Source organism: Propionivibrio sp., assembly GCF_047602565.1.
In the GTDB taxonomy this organism is placed as follows: domain Bacteria; phylum Pseudomonadota; class Gammaproteobacteria; order Burkholderiales; family Rhodocyclaceae; genus Propionivibrio.
This window is the reverse complement of the sequence record NZ_JASGGX010000001.1, coordinates 3,921,698-3,946,254: the sequence shown is the minus strand read 5'-3', so window position 1 is coordinate 3,946,254 and position 24,557 is coordinate 3,921,698. Positions and strand designations below refer to the sequence as shown.

The following is a 24,557-nucleotide window of genomic DNA, read 5'->3' as shown; positions in this document are numbered from 1 at the left end:
CGGCGCCGCTCAGAAATGCAGCGGCCGCCCGTCGCAGGCCAGCGCCGCTTCGTGCATGACTTCCGAGAGCGTCGGATGGGCGTGGCAGATGCGCGCGAGATCTTCGCTGGCGGCGCCGAATTCCATGGCCACCACGGCTTCGGCGATGAGCTCCGAGGCGTTGGCGCCGATGACATGCACGCCGAGGATGCGGTCGGTCCGCGCGTCGGCCAGCATCTTGACGAAGCCGGCGGTCTCGCCCATGCCGAGCGCGCGGCCGTTGGCGGCGAAAGGAATCCTGCCGGCCTTATAGGTGACGCCGTCGGCCTTGAGCTGCTGCTCGGTGCGGCCGACCCAGGCGATTTCCGGGCTGGTGTACAGCACCCACGGGATCGTGTCCAGATTGCAGTGCCCGGCCTGGCCGGCGATCCGTTCGGCGACCATCACCGCCTCCTCCATCGCCTTGTGTGCCAGCATCGGGCCGCGCACCACGTCGCCGACGGCCCATACGCCGGGCAGGTTGGTGCGGCAATGCGCGTCGACTTCGACGCGGCCGCGCTCGTCGAGCTTGAGGCCGACCACTTCGGCGGCGAGCCCGTCGGTGTTCGGCACGCGCCCGATCGACACGATCAACCGGTCGGCTTCCAGATGCTGCGCGGCGCCGGTCTTGTCCGCGTAGGCCACCGAGACGCCTTTCTTCGACGTCTTGACCTCGCCGATCGTCACCCCGAGCCGGATGTCGAGCCCTTGCTTGCGGAACAGTTTGGCCGCCTCCTTGGCGACGTCGGCATCCGCCACGGCAAGGAAATCCGGCAAGGCTTCGAGGATCGTCACCTCGGCGCCGAGGCGGCGCCAGACGCTGCCCATTTCCAGGCCGATCACCCCGGCGCCGACGATCGCCAACCGTTTCGGCACGGCGTCGATGTCGAGCGCGCCGGCGTTGTCGCAGACGAGCTTGTGGTCGACCGGCACGCCGGGCAGATGCCGCGCGCGCGAACCGGTGGCGACGATCACCTGCCCGGCTGCCACGGTCTCCTCGCCGACCCGCACCTGCCAGGCGCCCTCGCCGCCGCCGGCGAACGCGCCGTGGCCTTTCAGCAGCGTCACCTTGTTCTTCTTGAACAGGCCGCGAATCCCGGAGGTGAGCTGGTCGACGATGGCGTTCTTGCGCCCGATCATGGTCGGCACGTCGATCGCCGGCGCGCCGACCGAGATGCCCTGCGCGGCAAAGCCGTGCGCCGCCTCGGCGAAGAGGTGCGAGGTGTGCAGCAGCGCCTTGGACGGAATGCAGCCGACGTTGAGGCAGGTGCCGCCGAGGCGCGGCTCGCCCTTCGGGTCGGCGTAGGGATTGGATTCGCAGCAGGCCACCGTCAAGCCGAGCTGCGCCGCGCGGATCGCCGCCACGTAGCCGCCGGGGCCGCCGCCGATCACCAGGACATCGAAACGTTGCGCCATGTCTCAGACTCCCAGCAGCAGGCGCGCCGGGTCCTCCAGCGCCTCCTTCATGGCCACCAGTCCGAGCACCGCCTCGCGGCCGTCGATGATGCGGTGGTCGTAGGAGAGCGCCAGGTAGTTGATCGGGCGGATGACGATCTGGCCGTTCTCGACGACCGGCCGCTCCTTGGTGGCGTGGATGCCGAGGATCGCCGATTGTGGCGGATTGATGATCGGCGTTGACAGCATCGAGCCGAACACGCCGCCGTTGGAGATCGAGAAGGTGCCGCCGGCCAGGTCTTCCATCGCCAGCTTGCCGTCCCTGGCCTTCTCGCCGAATTCGGCGATCTTCTTCTCGATGTCGGCCAGGCTCAGCTGGTCGGCGTTGCGCAGGATCGGCACGACCAGGCCGCGCGGGCTGCCGACGGCCACGCCGACGTCGATGTAGCCGTGATAGACGATGTCGTTGCCGTTGACCGAGGCGTTGAGGATCGGATACTTCTGCAGCGCCGCGACGGCGGCCTTGACGAAGAAGGCCATGAAGCCGAGGCGCACGCCGTGCGTCTTTTCGAATTTCTCGCCGTACTGTTTGCGCAGCGCGATGACCGGCGCCATGTTCGACTTCGTTGAAGGTGGTCAGGATGGCGTTGGTCGACTGCGACTGGATCAGGCGCTCGGCGATCCGCGCGCGCAGGCGCGACATCGGCACGCGCTGCTCGGGGCGGTCGGCGAGCGGGACTTCGACCGCCGGCGCGGGCGCCAGGGCGTAGGCGGCGGGCGGAGTCGGAGTCGCCGGAGGCGGCGCGGCGGCCGCCGGAGCGGCCGGCGCGGGGGCAGACGCCGCGAGGGCGTCGGCCTTGGTCACCCGCCCGCCGCGGCCGGTGCCCTCGACGGCGGCCGCGGCGACGCCCTTTTCCTCCAGGATCTTGCGCGCCGACGGCATGGCGACGCCGGCCGCTTCCGGCGCGGGCGGCGGCGCGGCGGGCGCTGGCGCAGCAGGCGATGCGGCCGGCGCGGGCGGAGCGGCCGGTGCCGCCTTCTTCTTCGGCGTGGGGGACGCGCTGGCCTGCGCTTCGGTGTCGATGCGCGCGATCAGGTCGCCGGCCAGCACCGTCTCGCCGTTCTGCCGGAGTATCTCGACGAGCACGCCGTCGGCCGGCGCGGGCCGTTCGAGCACGACCTTGTCGGTCTCGATGTCGATCAGGTTCTCGTCCTTCACGACCGCTTCGCCGACTTTCCTGTGCCAGGTCACCAGCGTCGCCTCGGCGACGGACTCGGACAACTGCGGGACTTTGACGTCAATGAGCATGGGCGACTCCAATCAGGCGGGTTTGTACGGTCCGATCTCACCGAGCGCGGAGTCGATCAGGGCCTTTTGTTGGGCGTTGTGCTTGCTGAGGTAGCCGACGGCCGGCGAGGCCGACGCGGGCCGCGAGACGAGCAGCAGCTGCTGGGTCTTGCCCAGCGAGCGGGACAGGTGCTGGCGCGAGGCGATCCAGTACCAGGCGCCCTGGTTGCGCGGGCCTTCCTGGCACCAGACGATCTCGGCGGCGTGCGGATAGCGCGCCAGTTCGGCCTCGAACGCTTCCTGCGGGAACGGATAAAGCTGTTCCAGGCGGACGATGGCGATGTGCGGGATGTTGCGCTTGCGGCGCTCCGCGACGAGTTCGTAATAGACCTTGCCCGAGCACAGCAGCACGCGGGTGACCTTCTGCGGATCGAGCGGATCGACCTCGCCGATCACGTGCTGGAAGCTGCCCTTGGCCAGTTCGTCCAGCGAGGAGACGGCCTCCTTGTGGCGCAGCATGGATTTCGGCGTGAACACGATGAGCGGCTTGCGCTGCTTGCGGATGGCCTGCCGGCGCAGCATGTGGAAGACCTGCGCGGGCGTCGTCGGCTGGCAGACCTCCATGTTGGCCTCGGCGCACAGCTGCATGAAGCGCTCGATGCGCGCCGAGGAATGCTCCGGCCCCTGGCCTTCGTAGCCGTGCGGCAGGAACAGCGTGAGGCCGCAGGCCTTGCCCCACTTGGCCTCGCCCGAGGCGATGAACTGGTCGATGACCACCTGCGCGCAATTGGCGAAGTCGCCGAACTGCGCTTCCCAGATCACCAGGTCGAACGGATTCGACGTGGCGTAGCCGTATTCGAAGGCCAGCACCGCCTCTTCGGAGAGCACCGAGTCGTAGCACTGGAACTCGGCCTGCTTCTGCTGCAGGTTCTCCAGCGGGCAGTAGCTGCCCGCGCCGCGCACTTCGCGGTTCTGATCGTGGATCACGGCATGGCGGTGGAAGAAGGTGCCGCGACAGACGTCCTCGCCGGTCAGGCGCACGCCGTGGCCGGAGACCAGCAGCGTGGCGTAGGCCAGGTTCTCGGCCATGCCCCAGTCGAACGGCAGGCTGCCCTGCCCCATCTGGCGCCGGTCGTCGATGATCTTTTTCACCCGCGAATGCAGGGCGATGTTGTCCGGGATCGCCGTCAGCCGTTCGCACAGGCGCTTGAGTTCGCGCACCGGCACGGTGGTGTCGCAGTTGTCGATGTACCGGGGCGGCAGGAATGGCGTCCAGTCGATCAGCAGCGGGTTGGTGTAGCCGGCGATGACCGGGTTGTACAACAGCTCGCCGCGGTCGAGATGCTCGCGGTAGTCGCGGATCATGTCGTCCGGACCGTCGGCGGTGAGGATGCCTTCGGCCACCAGTTTATCCGCGTAGCGCCGGCGCGTGCCCGGATGCTGCGCCACCCGCTTGTACATCAGCGGCTGGGTAACCATCGGCTCGTCCTGCTCGTTGTGGCCGAGCTTGCGGAAGCAGACGAGGTCGACCACCACGTCCTTCTTGAACTCCATACGGTATTCCAGCGCCAGCCGCGTGACCAGCGCCACGGCTTCGGGGTCGTCGCCGTTCACGTGGAAGATCGGCGCATCGACCATCTTGAAGATGTCGGTGCAGTAGATCGTCGAGCGCAGGTCGCGCGGATCGGAAGTGGTGAAGCCGATCTGGTTGTTCACCACGATGTGCACCGTGCCGCCGGTGCCGAAGCCGCGCGTCTGGCCGAAATTGAGCATTTCCTGGTTGACGCCCTGCCCGGCCACCGCCGCGTCGCCGTGGATCAGCACCGGCAGGACCTTGTCCTGGGCGCCTTCGCCGCGCCGGTGCTGGCGCGAATAGACCGAGCCGGCGACCACCGGGTTGACGATCTCCAGGTGCGAGGGATTGAACGCCAGCGTCAGTTGGCAGGGCCCGCCGGGCGTACTCACCGACGAGGAATAGCCGAGGTGGTACTTGACGTCGCCCGAGGACAGGTCCTGCGGCTTCTTGCCCTCGAATTCCTCGAACAGCATCGACGGCGCCTTGCCCAGCGTATTGACCAGCACGTTGAGGCGGCCGCGGTGCGCCATGCCGATCACGATGTCGTCCACGCCGCTGCCGCCAGCGACGCGGATCAGTTCATCGAGCGCGACGATCAGCGATTCGCCGCCTTCCAGGGAAAAGCGCTTCTGCCCGACGTACCGGGTGTGCAGGTAGCGCTCCAGCGTCTCGGCGGCGGTCAGGCGTTCGAGGAAGCGCAGCTTCTGGGCGGAGGTATACGTGCCCCGCGCGTGGATCGGCTCCAGCCGGGCCTGCACCCAGCGGCGCTCGGTGAAGCTGTTGATGTACATGTACTCGACGCCGACCGAACCGCAATACGTCTCCTTGAGCGCCGCGTAGATCTGCCCGTAGGTGGCGTGCTGCGGCACCCCCTTGAACGAACCGGCGTTGAAGCGGGTGTTGATGTCGGCGTCGGAGAGGCCGTAGAACGACGGTTCCAGATCGCTGACCTCCGGCCGGGACTGGTGCTTGAGCGGATCGAGGTCGGCCCACAGCGCGCCGCGTGTGCGGTAGGCGCGGATCAGCTGGAGGATCGCCACCTGCTTGCGGTCGTCGGCCGGCGGCTGCGTGGCGACGGCGCAGTAGCCGCCGCGCCGGGCCTGCTCGGCGAAGGCGTTCACCACCGGCAGATGCGGCACGTCGCGTGCGACCGGGCCCGGCAGCAGCGCCAGCTTGTCGAAGTAGTCGCGCCACTCGCCCGGCACCGCGGCCGGGTTGTCCAGGTACTTCTCGTAGAGCTCTTCGACGAACGGCGCGTTGCCGCCGAACAGCACGGTGGTTCCAAACGATTGCTTCATCATGACTGCGCCCCGCCCCGAAAATCATGGGTGGCCGGCGAAAGCCCGGTCGCGCCGCGCCACCCCAAAAGAAAAGCGACGGCAGGAACCGTCGCTCGAATGCCGCGGCCTCAGCGGGCCTCGACCGGGGGAACGTCGCGGCGCGGCGTTCCCACGTACAACTGGCGCGGTCGCCCGATCTTGTGTTCGGGGTCCATGACCATCTCCTCCCACTGGGCCATCCAGCCGACGGTCCTGGCCAGGGCGAAGATGCAGGTGAACATGGTGTTCGGGATGCCGATGGCCTTCTGCACGATGCCGGAATAGTAGTCCACGTTCGGGTAGAGCTTCCGGTCGACGAAATACTCGTCTTCCAGCGCGATCCGTTCGAGCTCCCGCGCCAGCTTGAACAGGCGGTCGTTTTCCAGGCCGAGCTCCTGCAGCACGTCGGCGCAGATCTTCTGCATCAGCTTGGCGCGCGGATCGAAGTTCTTGTACACCCGGTGGCCGAAGCCCATCAGGCGGAAGGGGTCGTTCTTGTCCTTGGCGCGCTTGATGTACTCGGGCACGCGCGACACGTCGCCGATCTCTTCCAGCATCTTCAGGCACGCCTCGTTGGCGCCGCCGTGCGCCGGCCCCCACAGGCAGCCGATGCCGGCCGAGATGCAGGCGTACGGATTGGCGCCCGACGAGCCGGCCAGGCGCACCGTCGACGTCGAGGCGTTCTGCTCGTGGTCGGCGTGCAGGGTGAAGATGGTGTCGAGCGCGTGCACCAGCACCGGGTTCGGCTCATAGCGTTCGCACGGCGTGCCGAACATCATGTGCATGAAGTTCGCCGTGTAGGGCAGGTCGTTGCGCGGGTACATGAACGGCTCGCCCATCGAATACTTGTAGGCCATGGCGACGATGGTCGGCAGCTTGGCCACGATGCGGTTGAAGCTGATGCTGCGATGCACCTCGTCGGAAAAGTCCCCGGCCTCGTGATAGAACGCCGACAGGGCGCCGACCACGCCGAGCATCACCGCCATCGGGTGCGCGTCGCGCCGGAAGCCCTGGTAGAAGCGGGCCATCTGTTCGTGGATCATGGTGTGCGTCTTGATGATGTTCACGAACTCCGTCTTCTGCTCGGCGTTGGGCAGCTCGCCGTGCTTCAACAGATACGCCACGTCCAGGAACTCGCACTTCTCCGCCAGCTGCTCGATGGGATATCCGCGATAGAGCAGTTCGCCCTTGTCCCCGTCGATGAAGGTGATGTTCGAACTGCACGACGCCGTGGACAGGAACCCGGAGTCGTAGGTGAACAATCCCGTCTTGCCGCCCAGCGTGCGGATGTCGATACAGTCGTTGCCGTGGACCGGCTCCATGATCGGAAACTCGATCGGTTCCTGTCCATCGATAATCAGTATGGCCTTGCGTGCTGACGTCATCTGGTGTCTCCCAGTCGGGTGTTTGTCGGGTCAAAGGATCATAAGCAATCAAACGGAATCAAGCGGTGCCAACGCTGCGCAGCATGGACAGGACTTGCGCCTGGACGGGGTCCCGGCATTCACGCCTGCCCATCACCAGCGGCCAGAGTTCGACGTCCTCCATCTCGGCGAGGATCACGAATGCCGCCTCCTGTTCAGGGCTCAGGTTCGAGAAGTGCTTATCGAGAAAGTTCCCCAGCAACAGGTCCATCTCCAGCTGCGCGCGATGCGTGCATCGCCAGCGCAGACGTTTCATTTCGGCTTCGCTCAACATCGGATCGTCTCCTTCGTTCAAACCGGGAAAAATCGGGGAATTCTCACCCCAGCTCGTTGTGATAATGGTAGTTCCGGGTCGCATAGAAACCGCGCCGCCACTCCACCGGCCGGTCGCCGAAGGTGTACGTGACGCGCTCGGCCAGGAGCAGCGGCGAACCTTCCGGGACCAGCAGCACGTCGGCGCTCGCCTTGTCCGCCGAGACGGCGCGCAGCCGCTCGTTGGCGCGGATCGCGCGCACGCCGTAGCGGCTTTCGAACAGGCTGTAGAGCGACGATTCGGCGGAGCGCAGAACGTCCATGGTCAGGCCAGTGAACAACTCTCCGGGCAGATAGATTTCGTCGAACACGACCGGATCGTCGCCGAAGCGGAGTAGGCGGCGCACGATGATCACCGGCGCCCCGGGTCCGACGGACAGTTGCCGCGCCACCTCCGGGCCGGCCTTGGCCCGCCAGCACGCCAGCGGCACGTTCTGGAACGGCGGCAGTTCGCCCTCGTCGGGCGCGAGGCACAGAAAACGCGAAAAGGCCTCCGGGTCGCCGTGCGTCGCGACGAAGGTGCCCTTCCCCTGCCGGCGGATCAGCAGGTTCCCGCCGACCAGTTCATCGAGCGCCTTGCGCACCGTTCCCTGGCTGACGCCGAAACGCAGCGCCAGATCGGCCTCGCTGGGCAGCGCGACGCCCGGCTTCCACTCGCCCGACTCCAGGCCCCGCACGAGCAGACCGACGACCTGCTTGTACAGCGGACTGAAGGTCAACGACGGGCTTTCGGGCAAAGCACTCATGGTTTCATGCCTCGGATTCCTGATCCTGGCCGGAGTGTACTCCGGACGTCCAGTTCGTATCTTATGACTTATATAAGACACAAGACAACCAATGATTCATTGACACCGCCGGAGCTTCGCACTTATGATCGAAAGCTGTTTTTCCATGCTCCGAATCGGCCGGTTTTTGGCAAAGCCATCTGGCCAAAGCCGTCTTTTTCGGATTTGCCATCCATAGGAGTCCCGTAATGTCAAAAGCCCCCATCCGCGTCGCCGTCACCGGCGCTGCCGGCCAGATCGGCTACAGCCTGCTCTTCCGCATCGCCTCCGGCGACATGCTGGGCAAGGACCAGCCGATCATCCTGCAACTGCTCGACCTGCCGCAAGCCCAGAAGGCCTGCCAGGGCGTGATCATGGAACTCGACGACTGCGCGTTCCCGCTGCTGGCCGGCGTTTTCGCCACCGACCAGCCCGACGTCGCCTTCAAGGATGCCGACATCTGCCTGCTCGTCGGCGCCCGTCCGCGCGGCCCCGGCATGGAGCGCGCCGACCTGCTGTCGGCCAACGGCGCCATCTTCACCGTGCAGGGCAAGTCGATCGCCGAGAACGCCAAGGAAAACGTCAAGGTGCTCGTCGTCGGCAACCCGGCCAACACCAACGCCTACATCGCCCGCGCGGCGGCCAGGAAGGTCGGACGCACCAACCCGGCCAACTACCACGCCATGCTGCGCCTGGACTACAACCGCGCCAAGTCGCAGCTGGCCGCCAAGAGCGGCCGCCCGGTCGACAGCCTGAAGAAGCTGGCCGTCTGGGGCAACCACTCGCCGACGATGTACGCCGACTACCGCCACTGCGTGTCGGGCAGCGACAACGTCAAGCAGCTGATCAACGACGAGGCCTGGAACGCCGACGTGTTCCTGCCCACGGTCGGCAAGCGCGGCGCGGCGATCATCGAGGCGCGCGGCTCCTCCTCGGCCGCCTCGGCCGCCAACGCGGCGATCGACCACGTGCGCGACTGGGTGCTCGGCTCCGAGGACTGGGTCACCATGGGCGTGCCCAGCGACGGTTCCTACGGCATTCCGGAAGGCATCATCTTCGGCTTCCCGTGCGAGTGCAAGAACGGCTCGTACAAGATCATCCAGGGCATCGCCATCGACGCCTTCGCCCAGGAACGGCTGAACAAGACGCTCAAGGAGCTGACCGACGAGGCCGACGCCGTCAAGGGCATGCTGTAAAAAGCCTCTCAGTGTTTCGGAAAGCCGCAGCGCGCCTGCGGCTTTTTTTCGGCCAGAGGAAACATGGCGCGCGGTAGAATTTTGCTTTTCTGCTTCGGAAACCAGCCATGCGACATCCCAGCGACGTTCTCTTTCCCGGCGAGAAGCCCTTCCCCATCCTGCCCGCGGTCGACCATTACGCGGGTTCCGAAAAGCTGATGAAGAAGGCGCTCCAGCTGCAGAACGAGCTGGGGCCGATCTTCGACATCACCTGCGACTGCGAGGACGGCGCCCACGCCGGCGCCGAGCGGGAGCATGCCGAGATGGCGGCCGGCATCATCATGAGCGCCGACAACCGGCACGGCCGCGTCGCCGCGCGGGTACACGACTTCACCCACGCGCACTGGCAACAGGATCTCGACGTCATCGTCTCGATCGCCGGCGAACGCCTGCCGTTCATCACCCTGCCCAAGCCGCGCGGCGCCGACGACGTGCGCGCCCAGATCGACTACCTGCGCGGCGTCGAATCCCGGCTCGGGCTGCGGCGCGAGATTCCCGTGCACGTGCTGATCGAGACCCTGGGCGCGCTGCACGAAGTGTGGGAGATCGCCGCCCTGCCGGGCGTCGAATCGCTCGATTTCGGCTTGATGGATTTCGTCTCCGGCCATCACGGCGCGATTCCCGGCTCGGCGATGCGGAGCCCCGGCCAGTTCGACCACCCGCTGGTCGCCCGCGCCAAGTGCGAGATCACCACGGCGGCCCTCGGCAACGGCGTGGTGCCGACGCACAACGTGACCACCGAACTGAAGGATCTCGAGGTGATCCGCAACGACGCGCGGCGCGCCCGCGACGAGTTCGGCTTCCTGCGCATGTGGAGCATCCACCCCAACCAGATCGTGCCGATCGTCGAGGCCATGCGCCCCGACTTTTCCGAGGTCGAGAAGGCCGTGGCCATCGTCACCGCCGCGCAGGACAAGGACTGGGCGCCGATCGCCCACGAGGGCCTGCTGCACGACCGGGCGTCGTACCGCTACTACTGGGAACTGCTGGCGCGCGCGCACGCCACGGGCATGACGCTGCCGCCGGCAGCGCTGCGGCGATTCTTCTGACCCGGCCATGGACATCGACGCGCTGACACACGCGCTGGTGCGCTTCCGCGACGAGCGGGACTGGGCGCAGTTCCACACCCTGCGCAACCTGATCGTCTCGCTCAATCTCGAAGCGGCCGAACTGCTGGAACTCACGCAGTGGAAAAGCGACGCCGAGATGGCCGCCCTGCCGGAGGACGCCGCCGGCATGGAGGCGCTGCGCGACGAATGCGCCGACGTCCTGCTCTACCTGTTGCAGATCGCCGAACGCGGCGGCTTCGACCTGCTGCGCGCCGCAGCGGCGAAGCTGGAAAAGAACGCGCTGAAGTATCCGGTGGAAAAGTGCCTCGGGTCGAGCCGCAAGTACACTGAGCTCGATTAGGCTACGGCCTCCGGTGCGACCCACGCGCCGTCGTCGCGGCTGGAGCGCACGCAGGCCTCGATGAAGGCCATCCCGGCCAGCCCGTCGCCGACGCCCGGACACAGGCCGGCGACCGCCGCCGGCGCGCGGCCCTCGCGCCGGGCGCGGACCAGTTCGGCGGCGCCGGCGTAGATGTTGGCGAACGCCTCGATCGCGCCTTCGACCTGTCCCGCCTTCTGGCGCGTCAACGCGGCCGCCAGCGCGCCCAGCCAATGCTCGCCGCGCCGCAGCACGTAATGCGGCGCATCCTGCGGACGCATCACCAGGCGGTCGGGGTCTTCCTGGTGCCAGAGCAGCGAGCCCTTCGATCCGTAGAACGCGCAGTTGCAGCCCCTGGCGCTGCCCGGCCGCCACCGAACTGACCCAGAACATGCCGCGCACGCCATCGCCGAGGCGCAGCATGACGTGCGCGTTGTCGTCGGCCTGCCGGCCCGGCGTCAGCGTCGCCAGATCGGCGGCCACGCCGGCGACCTCCAGCCCGGTCACAAAGCGCAGCAGATGATGCGCGTGCACGCCGAGATCGGCCAGCACGGCCGATTCGCCGACCACCGCGGCGTCCGTCCGCCATACCATGCGGCCGACGCCCTCGCGTTCGGGCAGGCCGACGCCGTAGGCGCAGCCGTATTCGGCCTGCACCAGGCGGATCTCGCCCAGCTCGCCGGCGCGCACGCGCTCCCGCGCCTCACGCACCATCGGGAAGCCGCTGTAGTTGTGGGTCAGCACGAACACGCACGGCTGCGCCGCGACGAAGCGGGCGAATTCGCACGCTTCCCGGAAATCCCTGGCCAGCGGCTTGTCGCAGATGACGTCGATGCCGTGTTCCAGGAACACCCGGCTGGCCGGCACGTGCAGGCAATTCGGCGCCATCACGGCGACCACCTCGATGCCGTCGGGGCGCCGCGCCTCCCGCTCGGCCATTTCGGCGAAGGAGGCGTAGACGCGCTCGCCGCCGACGCCGTAGGCGCGGCCGGCGGCCTCGTTGCGGCCGCCGTGCGTGGAAAAGGCGCCGGCCACGAGGTCGAACTGGCCGTCGAGCAGCGCCGCATGCCGGTGCATCGGGCCGATGCCGGAATCCGGGCCGCCACCGACGAATCCCAGGCGCAGGCGGCGGTTGGCCTGGAACGATGCGTTCATGGCGAACCTTTCAGAAGTTTCAATTGACGGGAAATTTCAAGCGCGCTCCGACGGCGGCGCGACCTTGAACACCTCGGCCAGCGTGGTCAGCCCGCTCGCCACCTTCATCGCGCCGGAGATGCGCAGCGGCTTCATGCCCTCGCGGTAGGCGAGGTCGCGAATCCTGGCGATGTCCCCATGGTCGCTGATCAGCTGCTTCATGTCCGGCGACAGCATGAGGATTTCGTACAGGCCGATGCGCCCGCGGTAGCCGGTCATGCGGCAATCCAGGCAGCCGACCGCGTGATGGAAATGGCTGGGGCGATTGGCCTTCCACGGCGCCACCAGGCGGTCCCACATGGCGTTGTCCTCGGCCGTGGCCGGCCGCGCCTCCTTGCACGCCGGGCAGAGCACGCGCACCAGGCGCTGCGCCATCACGCCCAGCAGGGTCGCGCTGATCAGGTACGACGGCAGGCCCAGGTCGAGCAGGCGGGTGACCGCCGACGGCGCGTCGTTGGTGTGCAGCGTCGACAGCACGAGGTGCCCGGTCAGCGCCGCCTGGATGCCCACCTCGCCGGTTTCCAGGTCGCGGATTTCGCCGACCATGATGATGTCCGGGTCCTGCCGCATCAACGCGCGCACGCCTTCGGCGAAGGACAGGTCGATGACCGTCTGTACCTGCATCTGGTTGAAGGCCGGCTCGACCATTTCGATCGGGTCCTCGATGGTGCACACGTTGACCGCCGGCGTCGCCAGCTGCTTCAAGGTCGAGTACAGCGTCGTGGTCTTGCCCGAGCCGGTCGGCCCGGTGACCAGGATGATCCCGTTCGGGCTGCCGGCCATCGTTTCCCAGCGCTTGCGATCCTCGTCCGAAAAGCCGAGTTCGGAGAAATTGCGCACCAGCACTTCCGGGTCGAAGATGCGCATCACCAGCTTCTCGCCGAAGGCCGTGGGCAGCGTGGACAGGCGCAGCTCGGCCTCCAGTCCGTCGGCGGTGCGCGTCTTGATGCGGCCGTCCTGCGGACGCCGCTTCTCGACCAGGTCCATGCGCCCGAGAATCTTGATGCGGCTGACCATCGCCGCCATCACGCTCATCGGAATCTGGTACACCTGATGCAGCACGCCGTCGATGCGGAAGCGCACGATCCCCAGCTCGCGGCGCGGCTCGATGTGGATGTCGCTGGCGCGCTGCTCGAAGGCGTACTGCCACAGCCAGTTGACGATGTTGACGATGTGCTGGTCGTTGGCGTCGAACTGGCGGTTGGAGCGTCCGAGCTCGACGAGCTGCTCGAACGACGACAGCCCGGCGCTCTGGTTGCCCTGCTGCGCCGCTTTCTTGACCGAGCGCGCGAGGTTGTAGAACTCGACCAGATAGCGCGCGACATCGAGCGGGTTGGCGATCACGCGCCGGATGCGCTTGCGGGCGATGCCCTCGATCTCCCGTTCCCACTCGCGCAGGAAGGGCTCGGTGGTGGCGAAGACGATCTCGCTGGCGGTCACCTGCACCGCCAGGATACCGAAGCGCGCGGCATAGGCGCTGGATACGACGTCGGTCACCGAGGTGAAGTCGACCTTGAGCGGATCGATGTGGAAGTAGTCCAGGCCCACCCTGGCGGCGAGCCACTCGCCCAGTTCCTCCAGCGTCAGCGGCCGATGCGGCGCCAGCAGCGATTTCCACTTCTGTTCGGCGACGATCGCCAGCGGATGCGAGGTCAGGCGTTTCAGGCGGGTTTCGGCGATCAGGGCCTCCGCCTCGGCCTTGTCGACCATGCCGTCGCCCACCAGCATGCCGAGCACCTCCTTGACGGTCAGACGGCGGTCGGGCGCTGCTTTGTGGGAATGGTCGGCCATGGCATTCGGTCCGGAAAGGCAATCCGCAGACTATACCCGAGCAGCCCCCCTCGGCTCAATGCGAAAAAGCGTAAAGAAATTCGATATGGATATCGACCGCGTGACGCCGGAGGCGGAGAACGATTACAATCCCACGTCGGCATCCCGCTCGCCAATATCACGCTCAGGAGTACCGATGAGAACCGCGCTTTTCCTTGTCTCGTTAGCCGCCGCCATCGCCCTGCCGGCCTTCGCGCAGCTGGGCCCGGCCGGCGTTCCCGGCGCGCCCGGGCTGGCGCCGCCGCCCCCGGAGTCGACCCAGCCCGCCGCGCCGCCGCCCCCGGAAGGCAGGCATGGAACCCCGCCGCCCAAGGTCCCCGCGGCCTGCGCCAACGCCAAGAACGTCGAACGCTGCGTGGCGCGCCAGGAGCTCCGGCGCAAGGCGCATGCGGTCTGCAAGAAGCAGGCGGGAGAAGCGTATCGGCGCTGCGTCAACGACTACGTGAATCGCCGGCGGAAATGAGCGGCGCGGGAGCGCGTCAGAGCGGCGGCTGACCCCAGGCCGCGCGCCAGGCGGCGACCTTGCGCGCGAACGCCAGCGTGTAGGCGGGGCTGGTCGAGGGCAGGATGTGCGTCTCGTAGCCCTGCCCGGCGAACCAGCGCGCGCAGCGGCCCGAGGTCTGGCCGTTGAAGCAGATGCGCCGCAGGCGCGGCGCCTTCTCTCCGAGCAGTGCGAAATCGTTGCGTTCCGCCGCCTCGATCGCCGCATCGAGCGCGCCTTCGCGCCGGCAGGCGCGGTACACGTCCCACACGCCCACGCCGTGCCGCAGCAGGCAGCGCTGCTTGCCGGCGTAATCGAATTCCGGCAGCGGCTCGCCGAGCACCTCGGCCATCACCCGCCAGAACTGGTTCTGCCTGTGCGCGTAGTAGTGTTGCGCGGCGAGCGAGGCGGGCGACGGGAAGCTGCCGAGGATCAGCGTCCCGATCCCGGCGTCGAGAATGGGCGGGAGGCCGACGAGCAGTCCGGAATCGGTCATGGCAGGAAAGGCTGGCGGAAACGGGCCGCTTCAAACCCGCGGCGCGCGGAGAGCGGGGATCGCTGCTCTCCGCGCCGGCGCGGACGGCTTCACTTGCCCGACAAGGCCAGCATCAGCTCGTTGATGCGCTTGACGAAGCCGGCCGGGTCGTCGAGCGTGCCGCCTTCGGCCAGCGTGGCCTGTTCGAGCAGCAGGTTGGCCCAGTCGTCGAAACGCGCTTCCTCGTACTTCAGGCGCTGCACGGCCGGGTGCTTGGGGTTGATCTCCAGGATCGGCTTCATCTCCGGCGCCTTCTGGCCGGCGGCCTTGAGGATGCGCGCCAGGTTGCCGCCCATGTCGTGCTCGTCGGCGACGATGCACGACGGCGAATCGGTCAGGCGGTGCGTGACGCGCACGTCCTTGACCTTCTCGCCGAGCGACGCCTTGACCTTCTCGAGCAGTTCCTTGTACTCGTCGGCGGCCTGCTCGGCTTCCTTCTTCTCGGCCTCGTCCTCCAGCTGGCCGAGATCGAGGCCGCCCTTGGCCACGGATTGCAGCGGCTTGCCGTCGAACTCGGTCAGGTAGCCGGTCACCCACTCGTCGACGCGGTCGGAGAGCAGCAGCACTTCGATGCCCTTCTTGCGGAAGATTTCGAGGTGCGGGCTGTTGCGCGCGGCGGTGAAGGTCTCGGCGGTGACGAAGTAGATCTTCTCCTGGCCTTCCTTCATGCGCGCCACGTAGTCGGCCAGCGCGACGGTCTCGTCCGGCGTGTCGGTGTGCGTCGAGGCGAAGCGCAGCAGCTTGGCGATGCGCTCCTTGTTGGCGAAGTCCTCGCCGACGCCTTCCTTGAGCACGCGGCCGAACTCCTTCCAGAACGTGGCGTACTTTTCCTTCTCGGCCGCGTCCTCGCTGTCGGCCAGCCCTTCGAGCAGCGACAGCACCTTCTTCACGCAGCCGCCGCGGATGGTCTCGATGTCCTTCGATTCCTGCAGGATCTCGCGCGAGACGTTGAGCGGCAGGTCGTTCGAATCGACCACCCCGCGCACGAAGCGCAGGTAGAGCGGCATCAACTGCTCGGCGTCGTCCATGATGAACACCCGGCGCACGTAGAGCTTGACGCCGTGGCGGGCGTTGCGGTCCCACAGGTCGAACGGCGCGCGCTGCGGGACGTACAGGAGCTGCGTGTATTCCTGCTTGCCCTCGACCTTGGCGTGCACGTAGGCCAGCGGGTCCTCGAAATCGTGCGCGACGTGCTTGTAGAACTCCTTGTACTGCTCGTCGCTGATCTCCGACTTGGGCCGCGCCCACAGGGCCGAGGCCTGGTTGACCGTCTCGTCCTCGTCGGTTGCGACCTGCGCCTTCTTTTCCTCGTCCCACTTCTCCTGCTTCATCAGGATCGGCAGGGTGATGTGGTCGGAATACTTGCGCACGATCTGCCGCAGCTTCCAGCCGGACAGGAGCTCGTCCTCGCCCTCGCGCAGGTGCAGGACGACGTCGGTGCCGCGTCCGGCCTTGTCGACCATCTCGACCGTGAACTCGCCCTCGCCGGCCGATTCCCAGCGAACCGCCTGCCCGGCCTCGACGCCGGCGCGGCGCGAGATCACCGTCACCTTGTCGGCGACGATGTACGAGGAGTAGAAGCCGACGCCGAACTGGCCGATCAGGTGCGCGTCCTTGGCCTGGTCGCCGGTCAGCGCCGAGAAGAACTCGCGCGTGCCGGACTTGGCGATGGTGCCGAGGTGTTCGATGGCCTCGTCGCGGGTCAGGCCGATGCCGTTGTCGGAGACGGTCAGCGTGCGCGCCTCCTTGTCGAAGGAGAGGCGGATCTTCAGTTCCCCGTCGTCGCCGTAGAGCGACGGATTGTTCAGCGCCTCGAAACGCAGCTTGTCGCAGGCGTCGGAGGCGTTGGAGATCAGCTCGCGCAGGAAGATTTCCTTGTTGCTGTACAGCGAGTGGATCATCAGGTTGAGCAGCTGCTTGACTTCGGCCTGAAAGCCCAGGGTTTCCTTGTTGGCGCCCATCGAAAAACTCCGTAAGACGTTGATTGTGTTGGATTGAATGCGCGGATTCGCCGATGCCGGACACGCCGGCGCGGAGCGATGCGCTCAAACGTGGGGCCGCTCGCGCCGTTTTCAAGCCCCGCCGGACGCCGGCGCAATTCACAGTCCGGTTAATTGCCACCTATAATTCGCCTTTCATCGTCAGGCGGAGGGCGGCACTCCATGGCAGATCCGGAACGGAAGGACGTCCCCACGCGCAACAAGGAGCGCACGCGCGCGCTCATCCTCGCGGCGGCCACCGAGGAATTCGCGGACAAGGGCTTCGCCGGCGCGCGCATCGAGCAGATCGCCGCGCGTTCCGGCTCGAACAAGCGGATGCTCTACTACTACTTCAACAACAAGGAAGACCTGTTCCTGGCGGTGATGGAGGACACTTACAAGACGATCCGCGACGCCGAATCCGAACTGCGCCTGCTCGACCTGCCGCCGATCGAAGCCATCCGCCGCCTGATCACCTTCACCTGGGACTACTACATCAAGCATCCGGAATTCCTCAAGCTGCTGAACACGGAAAACCTGTACCACGCCGCGCACATCAAGCAATCGAAGAACATCGGCTTCTACAACTCGAAGCTGATCGGCACGCTCCACGAGATCCTGATCCACGGCCAGCGCGAAAAGCTGTTCCGCGGCGGCGTCGACCCGCTCCAGCTCTACATTTCGATCGCCGCGCTGAGCTACTTCTATCTGTCGAACAACGACACGCTGAGCACCGTCTTCATGCGCGACCTGAACAACCCCAAGGCCAAGGTCGAGCGCCTGCAGCACATGATCGACCTGGTGCTCGGCTATCTGATGCTGTCGTCCTGAGCCGGGCGAGAGGCAGGGACTCAGGCCGGCGCCGGCGCAGCACCGTCCGGCCGGATGCCGCCGGCGGCGGCACGCAGCACGATCAGCGCAATCTCCGACGGCCTGCCGATGCGGATCGGCAGGCCGTTCCACAGCCCGGCGCCGTTGCTCACGTAAAGCGCCATCGCGCCGACCCGGTACAGCCCGGAGACGAAGCCCTCGTTGGCCGCCCGCGTGACCAGATGCAGGCCGACAATCTGCCCGCCGTGCGTGTGGCCCGAGAGCTGCAGGTCGATGCCGGCGCCGGCATTCCGTCCCGCATCCCTGGGCTGGTGGGCCATCAGCACGGTGACGGCGTCGCGCGGCGCGCCGGCGAGCGCCGCCGCGACGTCCGGCTGCGGCAGGCCGAAGCGCGCCGCGCTGTGGTCCGTGGTGCCGGCGACCACCAGGGCATGGCCCTTTTCCTCGATTACCGCGTGCGCGTTCGGCAGCATGCGCAGGCCCAGTTTCCCGAACGCCGCCATCCAGGCCGCGTAGTTCGAGTAGTACTCGTGATTTCCGGGGATGGCGAAGACGCCGAGCCGCGCCTTGAGATCGCGCAGGGGCGCGACGTCGGCGGCACGGGCCGCCGTCGAACCGTCGACCTGATCGCCGGTAAGCAGGATCAGATCGGGATGCAGGGCATTGGTCCGGTCCACGACGGCGCGCATCCATGGCGCCTGGAGCAGCCGGCTGGCATGCAGGTCGCTGAGCTGCACCAGGCGCAGGCCGTCCAGTTCGGGCGGCAGGCGGTCCAGCGTGATCTCCACCGTGCGCACGTCCGGCACGCGCACGGCCTGCCACACGCCGATCCCGGCCAGGACCAGGGCAGTCGCGGCCAGCGCGCCGTTCCAGGCGGCGGCGGTGAACGGCAGATCGGGGCGCCAGCCCGCCTTGCCAAGCAGGAAGAACAGCACGGCGCCGACGTCCTTCAGCGCCAGGAAGACCGCCAGCAGGAGCAACGCCCCGAACAGCCAGCCGAGGAAGGCCAGCGCGGCGGCTGGTATTTCGGGCGACGCCATGCTGCCGAAGAACGTTCGGGTGATCAGGTGATGCAGGGCGACCAGCAGCACCAGCAGGGCGGCCAGCCACTTGCCCCAGGCAGGCCAGGGCAGCGCGGGGAACAGGCGGCCGGCGACGTAGAGGCCGATGGCGCCGGTGATCACATGAAACATCGTCGATTTACCTCTGGGGTCGGCCGGGCTTTTCAGCCGGCTGGGGTTTGAATTCGGTCGAACTCCCGCTCTTGCGGGGGACGCGGAAAAAAGCGAGGAAAACCGTGATGCCGGTTTTCCTCCGTGATCCCCGCGCCGGGAGCGATTCTAATGCCACGCCGCCGGATGCATGGCGGCGGCCGCATACCGGCAGAGTCTGCCGGCCCTGATTGGTTCCGCGCCGGCTTCAGCGGCCGGTCAGTCGTTCGAGCGTTTCGGGATAGCGCGCTCCTTGCACGGCGATCTGCGCGGCGGCCGCGTCGATTTCGCGCAGGTCGTCGGCGGTCAGCTCCACCGCCGCCGCGCCGAGGTTCTCTTCCAGCCGGGACAGCCGGGTCGTTCCCGGAATCGGCACGATCCACGGCTTTTGCGCGAGCAGCCAGGCCAGCGCGATCTGCGCCGGCGTGGCCTGCTTGCGCGCGGCGATCCGGCCGATCAGGTCGACCAGCGCCTGGTTGGCCCGGCGCGCCTCGGGCGTGAAACGCGGCAGCGCGGTGCGGAAGTCGTCGCTGGCGAAGGTCGTCGCCGCGTCGATCTTGCCGGTCAGGAAACCCTTGCCGAGCGGACTGTACGGCACGAGGCCGATGCCCAGTTCTTCCAGCGTGGGCAGCACCGCCTCTTCCGGACGCCGCCACCACAGCGAATACTCGCTCTGCAGCGCGGCGACGGGCTGCACGGCATGCGCGCGGCGGATGGTCTGCACGCCGGCCTCGGACAGCCCGAAGTGGCGGACCTTGCCGGCCTGGATCAGCTCCCTGACCGCGCCGGCCACGTCCTCGATCGGCACGTCCGGATCGACGCGGTGCTGGTAGAAAAGGTCGATGACCTCGGTCCTGAGCCGCTTGAGCGAGGCCTCGGCCACCGCCTTGATGTGCTCCGGCCGGCTGTCGAGGCCGGGCATGCCCTTCCCCATGCCGCGCGGATCGCTGCCGGGACCAGTGGCGAAACCGAACTTGGTGGCGATCACCACCCGGTCGCGCAGCGGCGCGAGCGCTTCGCCGACCAGTTCCTCGTTGGTGAACGGACCGTAGACTTCGGCGGTGTCGAAAAAGGTGACGCCGCGCTCCACGGCGTCCCGCAGCAGGGCGATCATTTCCTGCTTGTCCTTCGGCGGCCCGTAGGAAAAACTCATGCCCATGCAGCCGAGGCCAATCGCCGAGACTTCCAGACCGCTATTGCCGAGTTTGCGCTTTTGCATGTTCTCTATCCTTTGCCAAAAAATCCGGGAACGCCGGAACAGCAGCACTTTAAGGATTTCGAAGGAATCGAACTAGACTACAATCCGTTGATAAATTGGAAAGTACGGCTTGCCAATAAGAGAGGACCCATGCCGATCAACGAACTGCGCTCGATCGCCACCTTCGTCCGCACCGCCGAGCTCGGCAGCCTGCGCAAGGCGGCCGCGGCGCAGGGCATGACGCCGCAGGCGGCGAGCCAGGCGCTGGCCCAGCTCGAACGGCACCTCGGCGTGCGGCTGTTCCATCGCACCACGCGCAGCATGTCGCTGACCGAGGAGGGTCAGCGCTTCATGGAAACGGCGCAGCCGGCGCTGCTCGGCCTGCAGCGTGCGCTGCAGACGGCGAGGATCGCCAAGGACGAGATGGCCGGACCGCTGCGCATCGTCGGTCCGCACTCGATGTTCCTGCCGGTGGCCGGGCCGATCCTCACGGAGTTCTGCCGCCTGTACCCGGAGGTGCAGCCGGACGTGCGGCTCGACGACCGCGTCGGCAACTGGGTCGAGGACCGCGTTGACGTCGGCTTCCGCATCGGCGTCTCGCCGCACGAAGGCGTCATCGCGCGCCGCCTGTTCGCGCTGCAACTGATCATCTGCGCCGCGCCCGACTACCTGCGGCGCCACGGCGCCCCGGACAACCTCGCCGCCCTCGGCGAGCACCGCTGCAGCGTCTTCCGGCACCCGGCCAGCGGCCGCGTCACGCCCTGGTACGTCAATGTCGGCGGCAACGTCGTCGAGCATCACGTCGCGCCCGCCTTCTGCGCCGACGACGAGGCGCTGGAGCTCCAGGCCGTGCTGGCCGGAGCGGTGATCGGGCAGATGACCGGCATCGCCGCCGCGGCCCACCTGCGCGCCGGCCGGCTGGTGCCGCTGCTCACCGCGCACGTGGCCGAACACCTCGGTTTCTTCCTCTACTACGGCAGCCGCGCCGACCAGCCGGCGCGGGCCAGGGCCTTCATCGACCTGGCGCTGGAACGGCTGCTCGACAGCGCCGAGTTCGTCCTGAGCGAAAAGGAATTGGCCGCCGCCGAGCGCGGCGGGCGAAAATACCGTCCGGCGCGGTGAAAAATTCCACATATTCGTCATTCCGGCGAACGCCGGAATCCAGGAAAACCAACGCACTGGGCCCCGGCTTTCGCCGGGGTGACGAATAAATCGGTGTTTTCCTAAGCGCCGCCCAGGTACGCCTTGCGTATCGCCGGATCGTTGAGCAGTTCCCGGCCCGGCCCTTCGAGCACGATCCGGCCGTTTTCCAGCACGTAGGCGTAGTCGCACAGCGCCAGTGCCTTCTGCGCGTTCTGCTCGACCAGCAGGATGGTCTTGCCGTGCCGGTCGCGGATCTCGCGGATCAGTTCGAAGACCGATTTGACGACCAGCGGCGCCAGCCCCAGCGACGGCTCGTCGAGCAGGATCAGCTCCGGATCGGACATCAGCCCGCGGGCGATGGCCAGCATCTGCTGCTCGCCGCCCGACAGCGTCCCGGCCTGCTGCTGCGAACGCTGGGCGAGAATCGGAAAGCGCGCGTACATGGCGTCGCGCCGCGTTTCGACGAGCTGCTTGTCATGCACGATGTAGGCGCCCGCCTTGAGGTTCTCCTCGATGGTGAAGCCGGCGAAGATCTTGCGCCCCTCCGGCACGTGCGCCATGCCTTCGCGCAGGATGTTGCAGGCGCGCCCCGGCAGCGGCCGGCCGTGCAGCAGGATGCTGCCGGAGCGTGGCTTGACGATGCCGGAAAGCGTGTTCAGCAGCGTCGTCTTGCCCGCGCCGTTGGCGCCGATGATGGACACGATGGCGCCCTCGTCCACCTTGAGGTTGACGCCGCGCAGGGCCTGCACCGGCCCGTAGGAAACGTGGAGGTCCCGCACCGTCAGCGTGGTCACGCCGGTTCCTCCTCGCCGATGTAGGCTTCGATCACCTCGCGGTTGCGGCGCACGTCGGCCGGCTCGCCGCTGGCCAGGAGCTTGCCGAAGTTGAGCACGTAGAGCTTGTGGCTCAGGTTCATCACCACCTCCATGCGGTGCTCGATGAATATAACGGTGAACGCGAAGCGTTCGTGCAGGTTCAGCACGAGGTCGATGAACTCGCGCACTTCGCTCGGATTGAGACCGGCCGCCGGCTCGTCGAGCAGGATCACCTTCGGCCGGATGGCCAGCGCGCGGGCGATCTCCAGCTTGCGCTGCAGGCCGTACGGCAGCGACTCGGGCCGCGCGTCCTCCAGGCCGGCGAGGCCGACCAGATCGAGATACTCGCGCGCCGTTGCCGCCGCCTTGCGGTCCGAGGCGCGCTTGCCGGGCGAGGCGAAGATGGCGGAGAAGAAGTTGTAAGGCGCGTACGGGTCGGAGGCGGTCATCACGTTTTCCAGCACGCTCAGGCCCTTGAACAGGCGGATGTTCTGGAAGGTGCGGCCGACGCCCTGGCGCGCGATCTGGTCCTGGCGCAGGCCGGCGAGATTGACGCCGTCGAGCAGCACTTCGCCGCGATCGGGCGTGTAGACGCCGGTCACCAGATTGAAGACCGTCGTCTTGCCGGCGCCGTTGGGGCCGATGATGCCGACGATCTCGCCGGGCTCGGCGGCGAAGGAAAAGTCGTTGACCGCCTGCACGCCGCCGAAGGCCTTGGACAGCCCGGTGACGGTGAGGCGGCCGCGCGTCGATGTATCGCTCATGCCCGGTCTCCCTCGACGCGCGTCGATTTCCTCTTCCACAGGCGGCTGATCTCCCAGTCGCCGAAGACGCCGTTGGGCCGGTAGTTGATGATGATCAGCACGATCACGCAGTAGATGACGATGCGCCACGCCGAGGCGAAGCGCAGCGCCTCGGGCAGGCTGGACAGGACGACCGCCGAGACCATCGCGCCGGTCAGGCTGTTGATGCCGCCGACGAAGACGATGATCAGCCACTCGGCCGACACGGTCCAGTTGAAGAAGCCCGGTTCGAGGTATTGCGAATAGAAGGCGTAGAGCACGCCGGCATAGCCGGTGATGGCGCTGGCGAAGAGGAAGGTCACCAGCTTCAGGCGATGCACGTCGATGCCCATCGAGCGCGCCGCCAGCTCGTCGGTGCGCAGCGCGAGGCACTGCCGCCCGAACTTCGAGTTCTTGTAGCAGGCCACGCAGAACAGGCAGACCAGCACGCTGACCGCCACCAGCGGCAGGTCGACGCGCTTGGGGATGTTCACCAGTCCCTCGGCGCCGCCGGTGAGCTGCGCCGAGTTGTTGAGCACCGAGATGATCGCCTCGCCGAAGCCGAAGGTGACCAGCGAGATATAGTCGCGGCGCAGGCGCACCGTCGGCACGCCGACCAGCAACCCGGCCGCCATCGCCGCCAGCGCGCCGGCCAGCGCCGCGACCGGGAACGGCAGCTTGAAGGTCAGCGCGAGCATCGCCGAGACGTAGCCGCCGACGGCCATGAACGCCGCCTGGCCGAAGGAGAACTGGCCGGTCAGCCCGGTCACCATGTAGGTGCCCATGACCCCGATCATGGTGATGCCGGTCAGGGTCAGGATCGAGTAGATGTAGTCCATGGAGCGGTTCCGCCTTCCCCGGTTAAGCCTTTTCCTGCACGATCACGCCGGAGATGCCGCGCGGCCGCAGCAGCAGGAACACCAGCATGACCACGAAGACGCAGGCCGGCGTCCACCCCGACCCGACCAGCCCGATCAGCGCCACCTCGACGATGCCCAGCAGGAAGGCGCCGGCCACCGCGCCGGTGATGCTGCCCAGCCCGCCGATCACCGAGGCGATGAAGCCCTTGACCACGAGCTGGCCGAGCTGCGGATAGAGCGAATAGTTCATGCCCAGGAACACGCCGCTGATGCCGCCGAGCGCGCCGGACATGGCGAAAGTGGCCAGCACCACGCGGTCCGGGTCGATGCCCATCAGGCTGGCCGTGTTCACGTCGAACGACACCGTGCGCACGGCCAGCCCGAGCTTGCTGCGGTAGAGCACCAGCAGCAACAGCCCGAGCGCCGAGCACGAGAAGAACAGCGTCACGAAATCGACCACGGAGAACGACAGGCCGGCCACGTCGATGTTGGCGGTGTTGAAGAACACCGGGTACGAGTAGAAGTTGCTGGAGGCGAAGATGGTGATCACGTTCTCCAGCAGGATGCCGAGCGTGATCGACGAGATGAAGTAGTAGATCACCGGCGCCTGGTTCCGGCGCAGCCGGCGGAAGCCGACGCGCTCGATGCCCACCGCCGTCAGCGCGCCGACGATCGCGGCGGTGAACACGATGGCCAGGAACATCGACGGCCCGCTGATGTGTCCGTCGAACAGCAGGATGAAGGCGAGATACCCCGCGTAGGCGGTGAAGGACATCACGCCGCCGTGGGAAAAGTTGGAGAACTTGAGGATGTTGAAGACCAGGGCGAAGCCGACCGCGATCAGCGAATACACCGCGCCCAGCGACAATCCGAAAAAAATGTTCTGCAGCATGGCGTGCCCCAGTTGGTCATGAAATGGGCGCGGTGTCCAACCCCTGC

21 protein-coding genes and 2 pseudogenes are annotated in these 24,557 nt (G+C 67.2%); 6 read left to right on the top strand and 17 right to left on the bottom strand.

Going from position 1 to position 24,557, the window contains the following annotated elements; translation table 11 throughout:
• Positions 1 to 9: 9 nt before the first annotated feature.
• The 6 genes and pseudogenes from lpdA to QM701_RS18600 form a co-directional block, all read right to left on the bottom strand.
• Positions 10 to 1,434 carry a dihydrolipoyl dehydrogenase gene (gene lpdA / locus QM701_RS18625; RefSeq protein WP_415168499.1) on the bottom strand — a complete coding sequence of 475 codons (1,425 nt, stop codon included), beginning with the start codon at positions 1,432 to 1,434 and terminating at the stop codon, positions 10 to 12.
• Between the two features lie 3 nt (positions 1,435 to 1,437).
• Positions 1,438 to 2,722, bottom strand: a pseudogene (odhB, locus tag QM701_RS18620) (2-oxoglutarate dehydrogenase complex dihydrolipoyllysine-residue succinyltransferase).
• A 12-nt stretch (positions 2,723 to 2,734) separates the two neighbouring features.
• Positions 2,735 to 5,578, bottom strand: coding sequence for a 2-oxoglutarate dehydrogenase E1 component (locus tag QM701_RS18615; RefSeq protein ID WP_415168498.1), 2,844 nt, complete (start codon positions 5,576 to 5,578; stop codon positions 2,735 to 2,737).
• A gap of 107 nt (positions 5,579 to 5,685) precedes the next feature.
• Entirely contained in the window at positions 5,686 to 6,981 is a 1,296-nt protein-coding gene (gene gltA, locus QM701_RS18610; RefSeq protein WP_415168497.1) for a citrate synthase, read from the bottom strand.
• Positions 6,982 to 7,039: 58 nt separating this feature from the next.
• The gene (locus QM701_RS18605) at positions 7,040 to 7,294 is read right to left on the bottom strand and encodes a succinate dehydrogenase assembly factor 2 (RefSeq protein WP_415168496.1); all 255 of its coding nucleotides are present in this window, start codon (positions 7,292 to 7,294) and stop codon (positions 7,040 to 7,042) included.
• 43 nt (positions 7,295 to 7,337) lie between these two features.
• Positions 7,338 to 8,078: a GntR family transcriptional regulator gene (locus QM701_RS18600; RefSeq protein WP_415168495.1), complete on the bottom strand. Its 741-nt coding sequence runs from the start codon at positions 8,076 to 8,078 to the stop codon at positions 7,338 to 7,340.
• Positions 8,079 to 8,305: 227 nt separating this feature from the next.
• Between QM701_RS18600 and QM701_RS18595 the strand changes: the two genes are divergently transcribed.
• The 3 genes from QM701_RS18595 to QM701_RS18585 all read left to right on the top strand — a co-directional run bounded on the left by QM701_RS18595 (position 8,306) and on the right by QM701_RS18585 (position 10,741).
• Positions 8,306 to 9,292: a malate dehydrogenase gene (locus QM701_RS18595; RefSeq protein WP_415168494.1), complete on the top strand. Its 987-nt coding sequence runs from the start codon at positions 8,306 to 8,308 to the stop codon at positions 9,290 to 9,292.
• Positions 9,293 to 9,399: 107 nt separating this feature from the next.
• Entirely contained in the window at positions 9,400 to 10,380 is a 981-nt protein-coding gene (locus QM701_RS18590) for an HpcH/HpaI aldolase/citrate lyase family protein (RefSeq protein ID WP_415168493.1), read from the top strand.
• A gap of 7 nt (positions 10,381 to 10,387) precedes the next feature.
• Positions 10,388 to 10,741: a nucleotide pyrophosphohydrolase gene (locus QM701_RS18585; RefSeq protein ID WP_415168492.1), complete on the top strand. Its 354-nt coding sequence runs from the start codon at positions 10,388 to 10,390 to the stop codon at positions 10,739 to 10,741.
• On the opposite strand, the gene QM701_RS18580 is transcribed toward QM701_RS18585, so the two are convergent.
• From QM701_RS18580 to QM701_RS18570, 3 genes and pseudogenes are all read right to left on the bottom strand, one after another.
• The gene (locus QM701_RS18580) at positions 10,738 to 11,043 is read right to left on the bottom strand and encodes a hypothetical protein (RefSeq protein ID WP_415168491.1); all 306 of its coding nucleotides are present in this window, start codon (positions 11,041 to 11,043) and stop codon (positions 10,738 to 10,740) included. The genes QM701_RS18585 and QM701_RS18580 overlap by 4 nt on opposite strands.
• A gap of 118 nt (positions 11,044 to 11,161) precedes the next feature.
• A pseudogene (locus QM701_RS18575) lies at positions 11,162 to 11,836 on the bottom strand (Gfo/Idh/MocA family protein); the annotation flags it as partial.
• A 114-nt stretch (positions 11,837 to 11,950) separates the two neighbouring features.
• Positions 11,951 to 13,744 carry a GspE/PulE family protein gene (locus QM701_RS18570; RefSeq protein WP_415168490.1) on the bottom strand — a complete coding sequence of 598 codons (1,794 nt, stop codon included), beginning with the start codon at positions 13,742 to 13,744 and terminating at the stop codon, positions 11,951 to 11,953.
• 175 nt (positions 13,745 to 13,919) lie between these two features.
• On the opposite strand from QM701_RS18570, the gene QM701_RS18565 reads away from it, so the two are divergent.
• Complete coding sequence (locus tag QM701_RS18565) at positions 13,920 to 14,246, top strand: hypothetical protein (RefSeq protein ID WP_415168489.1); 327 nt, start codon at positions 13,920 to 13,922, stop codon at positions 14,244 to 14,246.
• Positions 14,247 to 14,262: 16 nt separating this feature from the next.
• Here the strand turns inward: QM701_RS18565 and QM701_RS18560 are convergent, their stop codons facing one another.
• Together QM701_RS18560 and htpG are read right to left on the bottom strand one after the other, a co-directional pair.
• Positions 14,263 to 14,760, bottom strand: a complete 498-nt coding sequence (locus tag QM701_RS18560) for a DNA-deoxyinosine glycosylase (protein ID WP_415168488.1) — start codon at positions 14,758 to 14,760, stop codon at positions 14,263 to 14,265.
• Positions 14,761 to 14,849: 89 nt separating this feature from the next.
• Positions 14,850 to 16,760, bottom strand: a complete 1,911-nt coding sequence (htpG, locus tag QM701_RS18555) for a molecular chaperone HtpG (protein WP_415168487.1) — start codon at positions 16,758 to 16,760, stop codon at positions 14,850 to 14,852.
• 201 nt (positions 16,761 to 16,961) lie between these two features.
• Between htpG and QM701_RS18550 the strand changes: the two genes are divergently transcribed.
• Positions 16,962 to 17,609, top strand: a complete 648-nt coding sequence (locus QM701_RS18550) for a TetR family transcriptional regulator (RefSeq protein WP_415168486.1) — start codon at positions 16,962 to 16,964, stop codon at positions 17,607 to 17,609.
• A 20-nt stretch (positions 17,610 to 17,629) separates the two neighbouring features.
• Here the strand turns inward: QM701_RS18550 and QM701_RS18545 are convergent, their stop codons facing one another.
• Entirely contained in the window at positions 17,630 to 18,802 is a 1,173-nt protein-coding gene (locus QM701_RS18545; protein WP_415168485.1) for a metallophosphoesterase, read from the bottom strand.
• Between the two features lie 226 nt (positions 18,803 to 19,028).
• A complete protein-coding gene (locus tag QM701_RS18540; RefSeq protein ID WP_415168484.1) occupies positions 19,029 to 20,039 on the bottom strand; it encodes an aldo/keto reductase in 1,011 nt (336 codons plus the stop codon).
• Between the two features lie 129 nt (positions 20,040 to 20,168).
• Between QM701_RS18540 and QM701_RS18535 the strand changes: the two genes are divergently transcribed.
• A complete protein-coding gene (locus QM701_RS18535; RefSeq protein ID WP_415168483.1) occupies positions 20,169 to 21,140 on the top strand; it encodes a LysR substrate-binding domain-containing protein in 972 nt (323 codons plus the stop codon).
• A gap of 101 nt (positions 21,141 to 21,241) precedes the next feature.
• On the opposite strand, the gene QM701_RS18530 is transcribed toward QM701_RS18535, so the two are convergent.
• Genes QM701_RS18530 through QM701_RS18515 form a run of 4 tightly spaced genes read right to left on the bottom strand, consistent with a single transcriptional unit; the run spans position 21,242 to position 24,510 of the window.
• Positions 21,242 to 21,955 (bottom strand): ABC transporter ATP-binding protein, encoded by a 714-nt coding sequence (locus tag QM701_RS18530; protein WP_415168482.1) that lies wholly within the window; start codon positions 21,953 to 21,955, stop codon positions 21,242 to 21,244.
• Positions 21,952 to 22,740, bottom strand: coding sequence for an ABC transporter ATP-binding protein (locus tag QM701_RS18525; protein WP_415168481.1), 789 nt, complete (start codon positions 22,738 to 22,740; stop codon positions 21,952 to 21,954). Before QM701_RS18525 ends, QM701_RS18530 begins: the two co-directional genes overlap by 4 nt.
• Positions 22,737 to 23,597 (bottom strand): branched-chain amino acid ABC transporter permease, encoded by an 861-nt coding sequence (locus tag QM701_RS18520; protein ID WP_415168480.1) that lies wholly within the window; start codon positions 23,595 to 23,597, stop codon positions 22,737 to 22,739. Before QM701_RS18520 ends, QM701_RS18525 begins: the two co-directional genes overlap by 4 nt.
• A gap of 22 nt (positions 23,598 to 23,619) precedes the next feature.
• Positions 23,620 to 24,510 (bottom strand): branched-chain amino acid ABC transporter permease, encoded by an 891-nt coding sequence (locus QM701_RS18515; RefSeq protein WP_415168479.1) that lies wholly within the window; start codon positions 24,508 to 24,510, stop codon positions 23,620 to 23,622.
• Between the last annotated feature and the right edge of the window lie 47 nt (positions 24,511 to 24,557).

Coding starts and splice junctions, on each gene's coding strand:
- lpdA (WP_415168499.1), bottom strand. CDS start 1,434: ATGGCGCAACGTTTCGATGTCCTGGTGATCGGCGGCGGCCCCGGCGGC.
- QM701_RS18615 (WP_415168498.1), bottom strand. CDS start 5,578: ATGATGAAGCAATCGTTTGGAACCACCGTGCTGTTCGGCGGCAACGCG.
- gltA (WP_415168497.1), bottom strand. CDS start 6,981: ATGACGTCAGCACGCAAGGCCATACTGATTATCGATGGACAGGAACCG.
- QM701_RS18605 (WP_415168496.1), bottom strand. CDS start 7,294: ATGTTGAGCGAAGCCGAAATGAAACGTCTGCGCTGGCGATGCACGCAT.
- QM701_RS18600 (WP_415168495.1), bottom strand. CDS start 8,078: ATGAGTGCTTTGCCCGAAAGCCCGTCGTTGACCTTCAGTCCGCTGTAC.
- QM701_RS18595 (WP_415168494.1), top strand. CDS start 8,306: ATGTCAAAAGCCCCCATCCGCGTCGCCGTCACCGGCGCTGCCGGCCAG.
- QM701_RS18590 (WP_415168493.1), top strand. CDS start 9,400: ATGCGACATCCCAGCGACGTTCTCTTTCCCGGCGAGAAGCCCTTCCCC.
- QM701_RS18585 (WP_415168492.1), top strand. CDS start 10,388: ATGGACATCGACGCGCTGACACACGCGCTGGTGCGCTTCCGCGACGAG.
- QM701_RS18570 (WP_415168490.1), bottom strand. CDS start 13,744: ATGGCCGACCATTCCCACAAAGCAGCGCCCGACCGCCGTCTGACCGTC.
- QM701_RS18565 (WP_415168489.1), top strand. CDS start 13,920: ATGAGAACCGCGCTTTTCCTTGTCTCGTTAGCCGCCGCCATCGCCCTG.
- QM701_RS18560 (WP_415168488.1), bottom strand. CDS start 14,760: ATGACCGATTCCGGACTGCTCGTCGGCCTCCCGCCCATTCTCGACGCC.
- htpG (WP_415168487.1), bottom strand. CDS start 16,760: ATGGGCGCCAACAAGGAAACCCTGGGCTTTCAGGCCGAAGTCAAGCAG.
- QM701_RS18550 (WP_415168486.1), top strand. CDS start 16,962: ATGGCAGATCCGGAACGGAAGGACGTCCCCACGCGCAACAAGGAGCGC.
- QM701_RS18545 (WP_415168485.1), bottom strand. CDS start 18,802: ATGTTTCATGTGATCACCGGCGCCATCGGCCTCTACGTCGCCGGCCGC.
- QM701_RS18540 (WP_415168484.1), bottom strand. CDS start 20,039: ATGCAAAAGCGCAAACTCGGCAATAGCGGTCTGGAAGTCTCGGCGATT.
- QM701_RS18535 (WP_415168483.1), top strand. CDS start 20,169: ATGCCGATCAACGAACTGCGCTCGATCGCCACCTTCGTCCGCACCGCC.
- QM701_RS18525 (WP_415168481.1), bottom strand. CDS start 22,740: ATGAGCGATACATCGACGCGCGGCCGCCTCACCGTCACCGGGCTGTCC.
- QM701_RS18520 (WP_415168480.1), bottom strand. CDS start 23,597: ATGGACTACATCTACTCGATCCTGACCCTGACCGGCATCACCATGATC.
- QM701_RS18515 (WP_415168479.1), bottom strand. CDS start 24,510: ATGCTGCAGAACATTTTTTTCGGATTGTCGCTGGGCGCGGTGTATTCG.